General features: G+C 68.6%; 8 protein-coding genes. 5 read left to right on the top strand and 3 right to left on the bottom strand.

The genetic code is table 11. The features are described from left to right. Positions 1-170: 170 nt before the first annotated feature. The 3 genes from KRR26_RS35625 to KRR26_RS35615 are packed head-to-tail and all read left to right on the top strand — an operon-like array spanning position 171 to position 5,593. Positions 171-2,675, top strand: coding sequence for an AAA family ATPase (locus KRR26_RS35625; RefSeq protein ID WP_217082079.1), 2,505 nt, complete (start codon positions 171-173; stop codon positions 2,673-2,675). A 50-nt stretch (positions 2,676-2,725) separates the two neighbouring features. After that, the gene (locus tag KRR26_RS35620; protein ID WP_217082078.1) at positions 2,726-5,008 is read left to right on the top strand and encodes a vWA domain-containing protein; all 2,283 of its coding nucleotides are present in this window, start codon (positions 2,726-2,728) and stop codon (positions 5,006-5,008) included. 18 nt (positions 5,009-5,026) lie between these two features. Beyond that, on the top strand, positions 5,027-5,593 hold the full coding sequence (locus KRR26_RS35615; protein ID WP_120210187.1) for a hypothetical protein: 567 nt from the start codon (positions 5,027-5,029) through the stop codon (positions 5,591-5,593). A gap of 65 nt (positions 5,594-5,658) precedes the next feature. Here the strand turns inward: KRR26_RS35615 and KRR26_RS35610 are convergent, their stop codons facing one another. Beyond that, positions 5,659-6,540 carry a DNA integrity scanning protein DisA nucleotide-binding domain protein gene (locus KRR26_RS35610; protein WP_120210188.1) on the bottom strand — a complete coding sequence of 294 codons (882 nt, stop codon included), beginning with the start codon at positions 6,538-6,540 and terminating at the stop codon, positions 5,659-5,661. A gap of 126 nt (positions 6,541-6,666) precedes the next feature. Between KRR26_RS35610 and KRR26_RS35605 the strand changes: the two genes are divergently transcribed. Beyond that, positions 6,667-7,029: a TraR/DksA family transcriptional regulator gene (locus tag KRR26_RS35605; RefSeq protein WP_120210189.1), complete on the top strand. Its 363-nt coding sequence runs from the start codon at positions 6,667-6,669 to the stop codon at positions 7,027-7,029. A 54-nt stretch (positions 7,030-7,083) separates the two neighbouring features. On the opposite strand, the gene KRR26_RS35600 is transcribed toward KRR26_RS35605, so the two are convergent. Continuing rightward, positions 7,084-7,851 (bottom strand): FHA domain-containing protein, encoded by a 768-nt coding sequence (locus KRR26_RS35600; RefSeq protein ID WP_120210190.1) that lies wholly within the window; start codon positions 7,849-7,851, stop codon positions 7,084-7,086. A 112-nt stretch (positions 7,852-7,963) separates the two neighbouring features. Here KRR26_RS35600 and KRR26_RS35595 point away from each other — a divergent pair, with 112 nt between their 5' ends. Then, the gene (locus KRR26_RS35595) at positions 7,964-9,658 is read left to right on the top strand and encodes a serine/threonine-protein kinase (protein WP_120210191.1); all 1,695 of its coding nucleotides are present in this window, start codon (positions 7,964-7,966) and stop codon (positions 9,656-9,658) included. Positions 9,659-9,665: 7 nt separating this feature from the next. Here KRR26_RS35595 and KRR26_RS35590 read toward each other — a convergent pair. Then, positions 9,666-10,553 (bottom strand): FHA domain-containing protein (locus KRR26_RS35590; RefSeq protein ID WP_217082077.1); only part of this gene is annotated, 888 nt, incomplete at its 5' end.

Below are 10,553 nucleotides of genomic sequence, written 5' to 3'. Positions count from 1 at the left end.
CTTCCACGACCTCAAGCGATGCCGCGCCGTCGCCACCCGCTACGACAAGACGGCGACCTGCTACCTCGCCGTCCTCCACGTCGCGGCCATGACTCTGTGGCTGCATTAATCAGGGACAGCCCCTAGCATGCCGCCCTCCTCGTTGCTCCAGACGCCCCGTGACTCCTCTCATGTCGACGTACCCGCAGGCCGCCCAGGCGTTTCGTCGCTTCTTTGGTGAACTCCGAGAGACGTTCCTCGAGCGCGAGGCGTTCCTCACGCAGATTGAGTTGGCGCTGCTCTGCCGTGAGCACGTGCTCGTCGTGGGCCCTCCAGGCACGGCGAAGAGCGCCATCGCCAGCGCAGTGCTGGGCCGCATCACGGACGAAGGCTCTGGACTCCCCTCGCTGTTCTCCAAGCAGATCGCCGAGTCGACGGTGCAGGCGGACCTCATCGGCCCGGTGGACTTCAAGGTGCTCACGGAGACAGGACGCACGGAGTACCTGACCGAGGAGGGGATGCTGGGCTCCGTGCATGCCTTCCTCGATGAGGTCTTCGATGGGCGGGACATGCTCCTTCGCTCCATCCTCAACGTCTTGTACGAGCGGGAGCTGAAGCACGGGAGGCGCGTGACGGTCGGGCGGACCGAGTGCGTCATCATGACCAGCAATCGCTACCTCTCCGAGGTCCTTGCTCAGTCTCCCGAGCTGTTGTTGGCCTTCGCGGACCGGATGAGTTTCATCTGCTTCGTCCCGAAGGCTTTCGCCCGGCGAGAGAGCCGCGCGGCGATGCTGCAGCGCTTTGTCGGCGGAGCTCGTCCGGACCTGAAGGCAGCACTGACCTTGCAGCAGTTGGACCTGCTCCAGGCTCAAGTCGAGCGGGTGACGGTTCCAGGCCATGTCCTGGAGGGCGTGGAGCTGCTGGCGGATGCGCTGGAGCGCGTGCTGGTCGCGCAGGTTTCCAAGCTCCCCGACTATGTGCCCACCAAGTACTTCTCGCAGCGCTCCATCGTGAAGGCGATGTGGGCGCTCAAGGCCGCGGTGGTGCGAGATCAAATCTACCGGCGCCCGGACCGACCGCTGGAAGCAACGGTGGAAGACCTGGACGCCCTGCGCTGGTTCTTCTTGTTGGGAGGGCCCCAAAGCGCCGAGACCGAGGCGTTGCTCAAGGCGTCCGTGGATCCTCGCGAGCGGGCACAGTTGGAGATTGTCCGACTCGAACAGCGCGCCTTCGATGATGCGCTGGCCCAGGTGCGCCAGGAGTTGGGCGGTGGTTTGGAGCGAGAGGCGGCGGCCCTGGCCGCGACCGAGGATGTCGCCAGCGTCGAGTCCTTGGGACGCGCATGGCAGCCGGCGATGGTTTCCATCACGGCGAAGGGGTTGCTGGGCAAGCTCGTGCCCGGACCTCGCCATGCGCAGAACCGGGCGCCATTGCTGGGGGCCGCGCGCTCACTCGTTGCGGTGACGGAACAGCGGCTGGCTCGCGGGATGTCCGCCCCTGGCGAGGGGCGAATGGGCATGCCGCTGTTGGCTGCGGTGCGTGACGTCCTGGCGCTGTGTCGGGCGGTTCCCGAGTTGCAACCCGTCTTCCCGTCGCTGTGCACGCTCACGGCGCGGTTCTTGGCGCAGGCGTTCGAGCTGTGGTCTCTGGCCGCGGAGGGACTGGCTTTCGAGGATGGGTTCAAGGTCGACAGCGTGGTGGGGCTCGCGAGCAACCTGGAAGAAGAGTTCGGGATGACGAGCGAGCTCGCGGCGATTCTCGCGGAAGGGCTCCCGGCGGCGCAGGCCCAACTTCGCGAGGCGGACGGCGTGGCTCGCAAGCGGGTCGTCATGGCGCTGCGGCGGCGGGTGGTCGTGGCCTTTCAGGGCCAGCCGCCGCGAACACGGAAGGATCCACTGGATGCACTGACGGCGGATTCTCGCCGGCTCACCCAGGTTGATCAGTCGCTCCAGTCGCTCGATGCCAGTCAACCAGGCCTGAAGCAGGAGTTGCTGCGGCCATTGGGTGTGGCCTACGCGCGTGAAGTGCTGGGGTCGACGCCGTTCGACCGGCTTCAGCAATACGCGCGCGCGCTCCAGTCCGTCACCGAGAACCTTCGCCGTGAGGGCGTGGCTCCCGAGGCGCTCATCGCGGACTGCCGCGAGATCATCGAGACGCGGATCCGCGAGCATGCTGGCGCGGTGGCTCGGCAATCCGCGAACATCCCTCCTGCCCCCGTTTCAGCACTGAATGGCGATGCGTACTCGCACTATCGAGAGGAAGTGTCTGCTCGGGCGCTTGATGGCGAGTTCTCGTCCCTGGTGGGGCTGGAGGGGTTGCTTGCTCCGGCCGGTGGGGTGTTCTCCGCGGGAGTTCGCGAGGCCGTAGCGAGAGCGGAGCTCGCCTTCCTGGAGTCGCGTGTCACGTACTTGCGGGTGTGGTTGTCGCAGCTGCTGTCGGTCCTGCCTCCGCCTGAGTCGTTGACCGAGCGCACCGATGCGGAGCGGACCTTCGATCGGCTCGTGCGCAGCCGCTTCCCATTGCTGGCCTTGAAGGAGGGCGAGCTGGTTCGTCTCCAGGCCGCGCTCGCGGTGCTGCGTGGCCTCTCGGGCGAGGTGGGGGGGCGCGCCAGCGAGCTGGTGGCGATGCTGAAGCGCATGGATGAGGAGTTTGGCCAGTTCAGTCGCCACGTGCTGGAGCGGCGGACCGCCGCATGATGGCGCTTCGTCGAGAGCACTGCGTCGTGGCTGGGCGAGGGGCCTGAGTCGTGCTCTCACGTCGGCTCTCCGAGTTGCGCTCGCGTGTGGATGCCCTGCGGCACCCTCCGGTGGGAGGAGCGATGTCCTGGGCGCTGTTGGGTCGGAGGCTTCGAGGCCCGGACGATCTGTCGCTGCCGGTGCTGAGTGCTCTCGACAGGGCGTTGGATCGCGTGGGTGTGCACACGTCGGCCGATGCGCGGCTGTTGCATCGGCTTGGGGTGAAGCGGGGGAGGGCGGGAGCACTGGCCCAAGGTCTTGAGGGACGTGCCGCAGAGGCACTGGATGAGTATTCGCAGTGCGTGTCCCGCGCGGAGCGCTCGCATCGCGCTCGGGAATTGCCGGACGGGGCGCTGACCGCAATCGAGCGTGGGTTCGTTCAGTTGGCCCGAGCCGTTCGGGTGGCCGAGTTGTTTGGTCGCGCGAGCACGACCCGCGATGGGAATGACACGTTCGAGGTCTTCGCGCGCGCTGCCTCGACTTCTCATGGTCGACCGCCGTCGAGTGCCCGCCTCGCGGTGGCCGAGGTGCTCGCGGAGCGGGCTCGCTCGAATGTCAGCGATGTGGCGCAGAAGCGGCGCGACCTGGATGTAGCCCACGAGTTGTTGCTTCGATTGGGCCTGGAGGAAGACCGCGAGCGCGGCATGGCGCTGCGCAATGAAGTGGCCGAGGCGCGTGAGCGGGTTCGGACAGGCCCGATCACACGCTCACTCGGCGAGCTGATTCGGGAGGTTCGCACGCGGGCTCGGACCGAGCCTCGCGTGGCGTATGCCGCGCTGCGGGGATTGTATGAAACCGCGCTGGAGGCCGGGGACGCGCAGCTCGCTGCCGCGGCTCGTGAAGCCCTGGCCCCACTCCTTCCCGCCGAGTCGAAGCTCACGACGATGGTCGAGCAGGCCGAGCGGGAGACGCTCTCCCGATGGTTGGGGGAGGCGCCCCGGGAGACTCCTGTGTCTCCGGAGGGACGGAAAGAGCCGGGTGGCGCGGATGATCTCCTGGCGGACCTGGCGTTCTCCCTGAGGCCGGAACAGCTCGCGACCTTCGAGCTTGCCGCGGGATGTGCTCGATACTTTGACGTCGAGGATGCGCTGGCTGCCGAGGTGATCGAGGAGTCTCCTCCGGAGGCTCGGCCGAAGCCTCGTCGCGTGCCGTACCCCACGCAGCGGATGACCTTCGAGACGACGGGCAACCTGCACGACGTTCAGCACTTCGTCGTCACGGATCCTCGGCTGTTGCTGCATGACCTCGCGGCGCACCGACAGCTTGTTCGTGCGTACCTGGAGGAGGTTCCTCCCCGGCGCTCGAAGAAGGTGAAGCGCACCGCGGTTCGCGTGTACGTGTGCGACGCGTCTGGCTCCATGCATGGCGCGCGGGCACGTTTCCGGGACGCGCTCATCATCGCGGAGCTCAACAACCTGCGCGTGAAGGCTCGGCGCGGCGAGCCCTTCGATCCCATCTACTTCAGCTTCTTCAACGACATCCCCACGGAGCTGGCCCGCGTGGACACATCAGTCGAGGCCACTCGGCAGATCGAGAAGCTGTTCCGTCACTCGCCCGCGGAGGGGCAGACGGATATCTCGCTGGCGCTGCTTTCCGCGTTCGACTCCATCCGGGCCGCACAAGGGAAGGACCCCTACCTCGCGCGGGCCACAGTGGTGTTGGTCACCGACGGTGAGGACCGGGTGGACCTCGAGCTCATCCGCCGGATGCGCGCGCCCATCGATGCGCTCGACATCGCGCTGAGCTTCATCTCGCTGGGGGAGGAGAACCCCGACCTCAGGTCCCTGGTCCTGGAGCAGCGGGCGGCGGGCGGGCGCGCCTTCTATCACCAGCTTTCGGACGCGGAGATTCGCTGGGCCCGCACCGAGTTCGACACGCCCTGGCACACGCTGCTGCCTCGCGAGGTCGAGGCTACCTCCGAGGCGCTGGATGCGCTCGCGCCGCATCTGGAGGCGCTGGAGGCCGTGGCGGCCAAACGGGATGCGCCAGCGGTCGTGGCCGTGGAGGCGTCGTTCGACGCGCTGTTCCCCGAGAATCCCGCCCGGTCACTCTCAGGCGAACTCCCTGGCTCGGAGACGGTCGCTCGGGTCCGGGACATCCTGGACGCGCTGGCCGAGGCGGCGTCGCTTGCTCCCGCGGAACAGCGCGCGACCGAGAGTGTCGTGCTCCTGCAGCACCTCCTCTCGGTCTACGGGCTCTCTTCGGGGCGCTATCTGGCGGTGCTGTCGGCCGGTGGTCAGCCGGTGGCCGAGGCACTGGCGCGGGTCCGCTTGTTGTGTCGGCCGTTCGGATAGGCTCGTCATGGGAGCGCCATGTTTGGTTTCTGGAAGAAGAAGGCGCCTGTGGCGCCGGTGAGTCCGCTGGCCACGTTCGATTCGCTCATCGAGGGCCTGGAGCGGCAGGGCGCGGAGGTGCGCAAGTCGGCGGCGACCTTGCTGGCCTTGAAGGGGGACCTGGGGCGCTCCGTGGAGCGCTACACCCGCAGGTTGGAGGACATCGCCTCGCGACGGCTCACTGCTGAGACTCGAGGCGATGCGCGTGCGGTGGACGTGTTGGAGCGCGATCGGGCTCAGGCCGAGCAGCTCCGCGCCGCCGCGCGCGCCTCACTCGAACGCGTGGAGCAGGACTCCCGGCTGTTGTTGGAGGCCGCGGCGGAGCTGGGGGCTCGTGTGGTGGAGTTGCGCTCGGAGCGCGAGAGCGCCTCGGCGCGCATCGCGGCGGGCGGGGTCGTCACCGAGGCACTTCGGGCTCGGGTGCAGCGCTTCGAGCAGGTGCTCGCGCTCGAAGCGGCCCGTGACGAGGTCGAGAAGGCGCACGCCCTGGCGGAGATCTACCGGGAGGAGCAGCGCTCCAGTCCGGAGCGGACGACCGCGGATTGACGCCATGAGGGGGGATGGGCCGCCCGTGAGGTCCGGGCGGCAGCGCCCACCGCGACGGTGGTGGCTCAGGTGCGGCGAGCCGTCTGGTGCAGTTCGAGGACGATGTTGCCGCCCTTGAAGAGGCGGACCGCGCCCGAGGTCTGGCTGACGACGAGCGCGATGCAGTCCGTGGTGGAGGTGATGCCCGCGGCGGCTGCGTGGCGCGCCCCCAGCCCCAAGGGAATCTTCACCGAGTCGTCGGTCGCGGACAGGTAGCGACCCGCCGCGAGCACGACGCCGTCCTCGCGGATGACGAACGCGCCATCGAGCACGGAGAAGTTCTTGATGGCCTCCCGAATCTTGGGGTCCAGCACGTTCCGCTCCGCCTCGGAGAGGCCCTGGAACGGATTGATGGTCATCTGGCGGCTCTTCTCCAGGACCGTCGTGTGGTCGCCAATCGTGATGATGGTCCCGATTGGGTGACCCTCGAAGCCCTCCTGGCCAATCTGGAGCGCGAGCTGAATGAGGGCGTCCACGACCTGGGAGTTGAACTCCTCCCCGAGTTTCACGCCCTCGATGGCCAGCCGGTCATCGAGGGAGCCTCCGATGCGCATCTGCATGAGCGTGTCAGGGGGGCGGCCTACCTTCCCCGTCATGCACAAGACGAGATCGCCTTCCTTGAACGCTCCCTGTGAGAGCGCGGACACGAGCGCCACCTTCACCCGCTCTGTCCGCGAATAGTCATAGGCGGGAATCACCAGGGCTCGGAACTTCTTCGCCTGATGCTCCTGCGCGAGCTTGTCCAGGGTTACCGCGTAGACGAGCTTCTTGCGCGCCTGCCTTCCCCGGAGTTCCTCGGTGGGGATGGGGGTGTCGCAGATGTAGAGGAAGTGATCGACGTCCGGCTTGCCGGCCAGCGCGAGGACCGAGCGCAAGAATTCCCGATCGAACTTCGTGTTCTCGCTCAAGCTGTCCCTCCGTTACCGCCGGACCCGGGTCAGGTCACCTTGACACTGACCACCGCATGAATAAAGCTTTCGGGCCCTTTTTTTGAGGGTAGGGCCTCTTCCCCTCGCCGCACCGGAGCACTCGCTGTGAACCAGAAAGATCTCAAGCGTTACAAGAAGATGCTCGAGGACAGCAAGACGAGCCTGATCGAGAGCGCCAAGAAAACCCTGGTAGAGGAGTCCTCCTTCGATACGGATGATCTGCCGGACGAGATCGACCTGGCGTCTTCCGAGTACGCGCAGTCGATGGTGTTCCGCCTCCGTGATCGCGAGAAGTTCCTCCTGCAGAAGATTGAGAAGGCGCTCGTTCGCATCGAGGACGGGACCTTCGGCATCTGCGAGCGTTGCGAGGAGGACATCTCGCCCAAGCGCCTGGAGGCGCGTCCCGTGACGACCCTGTGCATCCGTTGCAAGGAGGAGCAGGAGAAGAAGGAGAAGTCGTACGGGTGAGCAGGACGTTGGGGCCGCGCGGCGCAATGCACCGTGCGGCCCCGACCCCGAGGCTCAGGCCGCCCCGGCTTGAATCTCGACCCGCAGCAACTGGCGTCCGATGAGGAAGTGGTCCCCGTTGTCCACGAACGTGGGACCCGCCAGCCGGATGAAGGTGCCGTTGGACGAACCCACGTCCCGCACCAGGAGTCGATCCCCTCTCACCGTGAGTGATGCGTGCCGCCCGGACACGAAGCCGTCCGTGGGGAAGGTCAGTTCGCCTTGCTCTCGACCGAGCAGGTTGTCCCCCTCGCGAAGGGGGAAGGCCGCGCCGCGCAGGCCGCCCTCGAGGAGCTGCACGAGGCGGAGACGGTAGCCCGGATCCGGTGAGCCCCAGACCTGGGTACCGCCGGGGCCCAGCGCGGGAGCGGGGATGGGCTCCAGCACCATGCGCTGACGACCGAGGCGCAGCTCGCCGCCGGTGGGCAGCTCGCGCTCCTGGCGCAGTCGGACGAAGACGCCATTGGCGCCGCCCACGTCCTCGACCGCGAGCCGGGAGCCGGAGAAGAAGAAGCGCGCCTGCACCGGCATGATGAACGGATCATCGTTGAGGGCGATGTCCGCCTGCATCCCGCAGGTGAGCGTGTCGCGCTGCATGCGGACGAGGGACTCGGGGCCTCCGTCGGCGCGCACGACGCGGATGGAGACTTGTGGCCGGGAGGAGACGGCCGCCACGGCCATCACCATCGTGCCGGAACGCAGGGGCGAGCCGCAGGCGCGGCACACGGTGGCGTCCCGAGGGTTCTCGGTGTCACAGCGGGGGCAATATTCCACGGCGTCCATGGGAGTCTCCGCGTTCTAGCAGGGGTAGGACGGCGATGGGGGCACTACGCGTGGCTTGCTCGTGACCCGAGCGACGTGGTGAAGTCCCGGCCCCACCTCACGGGACGCTGACTTGCTCTGCCCCTCCTGCGGCGCTGACGCCCAAGATTCCTCCCGGTACTGCCCCGCATGTGGGGCGACACTCGTGCGCGCGCCGGAAGGCGACGAGTACGTGGGCAAGACCATCGCCCACAAATACCGCGTCGAGGCCCTCATCGGCGAAGGCGGAATGGGCCGCGTGTTCCGGGCGCGGCAGATCGCGCTCGACAAGGTGGTGGTGCTGAAGGTCCTGCGCCACACGCTGCTGTCGGACGAGCGCACCGTGGCGCGCTTCCAGCGAGAGGCCAAGGCCGCCAGCCGCCTCAACCACCCCAACTCCATCAGCGTGTTGGACTTCGGTCAGGCCGAGGACGGCGCGCTCTTCATCGCGATGGAGTACGTGTCTGGGCAGGATCTCCACCAGATCCTCAGCCGCGAGTGGCCGCTGGCCGAGAGCCGCGTCGCGCGCATCGTCAATCAGGTGCTGAGCGCGCTGTCCGACGCCCACGGCGCCGGCGTCATCCACCGGGATCTCAAGCCCGAGAACATCATGGTGGAGCAGCGGCGCAACGAGCCGGACTTCGTCAAGGTGCTCGACTTCGGCATCGCGAAGATCACCGACTCCCAGGACGACGGCCCCGCGCTCACCCGCGCGGGCTTCGTCTGCGGCACCCCCGAGTACATGTCGCCGGAGCAGGCGCGGGGCGCGCAGCTCGACCACCGCTCGGACCTCTACGCGGTAGGCGTCATCCTCTATCAGTTGATGACGGGCCTGCTGCCCTTCGAGTCGGACTCCGCGGTGGGCTTCGCGACGAAGCACCTCACCGAGGAGCCGCCCGCGCCGACGAAGCGGCGCCCGGATGCGCGCATCAGCCCCGCGATGGAGCGGCTCATCCTCCGCGCGCTCTCCAAGAACCCGGATGATCGCCCCGCCAACGCCGAGGCGTTCAAGGCGGAGCTGGCCGCGGTGGACAAGGAGCGCCGCCGGGCGGACGCCGCGCCCCGCCGGCCTCAGCCCTCCAATGTACTGGCGCCGCTGCCGCGCAAGGCCCTCGCCGCCAGCGGTCAGTCGCACGACGCGCAGGACGCGAGCGCTCGCAGCTGGAATGATCAGACGGTCGAAGCCACCGTTCGCGCGCTCCCCGACGTGCTGGCGCCGCTGCCCGCTGGCGCGGCCGAGATGTCCGCCGGTCGCGAGCGCACCGACTCGATGGTGGCCACCAACCCGGGCGGAGGGGGAGGGGGCCTGTCGCTGTTCTTCAAGGCCCTCACCTTGATGCTCGTCATCGGGACGGTGGGCTTCTTCGTCTACTACTTCTACTTCATGGGCAACGCGAACACCGGGCCGGACGCGCCCTACGCGTTGCCTCGCAATGCCCCCGTGCCGCTGACCGGCGGAGAGCCGGATCCCGAGCGCCCCCTATACGAGCAGGAGATCCCCAACACCGCGCGGAACGTGGATCGCGCGCGGCAGCGCAGCCTGGATGGAGATCGCGCCCTGGCCGCCAAGGACCTGGGGCTCGCGACCTCCATGTACAAGGAGGCGTTCCAGCTCAATCCGGATCCCGAGCTGGCCCTCAAGTTGGGCGAGCTGTACTGGCAGCGGGAGAACCTGGGCGAGGCGCGCGGGTGGTGGACGCGTCACCTGCGGGATGCGTCTGACTCGAAGGCGCGGACGTATATCGAGGAGCGGCTCGGCGGGCCGGTGGTGGCCGCTCCCGAGCCGTGATGCTCCGCTAGCCCAGCGTCTCGACCTGGACGACGTGCTGGCCCAGGCGGACGCGATCGCCGGGCCTGAGGGGCCGCTCCACCATGGGCGGCACGCGCACGTAGGTGCCCAGTCCGCCCGAGAGGTCGCGCAGGAGCGCGCCGGTGGGCGTGGGGCTCAGCTCGCAGTGCCGGCCCGACATGCCCTCGTCGTTGGGATAGGACAGGTCGCAGTGGGCCTGCCCGAGCGTGAGCAGCGGCGCGGCCGTCACCACCGCGCGACCGGCGCGACCGCCCACGAGGACTTCCTCCACCCCGTACACGGCTTGCCCCAGGGGAACCGGGGCGCCGTAGATGGCCGGCCGTCCCGAGACGGGCGGCGGTGCTTCCGCGCGACCCGTGAAACGGAACAGGCGCAGGCCGGCGCTGAAGAGCGCGCGAGGCACCAGCGCCTCGGTGCCGGAGATGGTGACGTAGACGCCAGATGCGCTCGTCTCGTCCCGGACGAAGAGCGCCCCGTCCTTCACCAGGAAGGTGGCGTGCAGCGGCGACACGAAGACATCATCCGCGAAGAGGATGGCGCCGCGCTGGCGACCCACCACGCAGCCGGTGACGGGGAGCTTGTAGCGCTGGCCACGCATGGAGCCCGCGATGACGGCCAGACCGAACCGCGAGGCCACGGGCGCCGGGCGGGCGGGGGCAGCACCCGGCCGGTTGGGCAGGGCGCTGTCGGGCACGGGCGGGGGCGGCCGGGTATTCGCCGGCGCCGTGGGCGTCCGCCCTGGGGGCGCAGGCGGCGGTGCCACGGGGCCCTGGGCGGGGCCGAGCACGGGGGGCGCGGTGCGCGCGGGCGCTCGGGGCTCGAGGGGGAGACCGGCCGCGGTGGGGGGCGGCGTCCGAGCGGACGGCCTCATGCC

This window comes from Citreicoccus inhibens (genome assembly GCF_019039035.1).
GTDB lineage: Bacteria > Myxococcota > Myxococcia > Myxococcales > Myxococcaceae > Citreicoccus > Citreicoccus inhibens.
The sequence above is the reverse complement of the archived record's forward strand: the minus strand, read 5'-3'. Positions and strand labels throughout refer to the sequence as shown.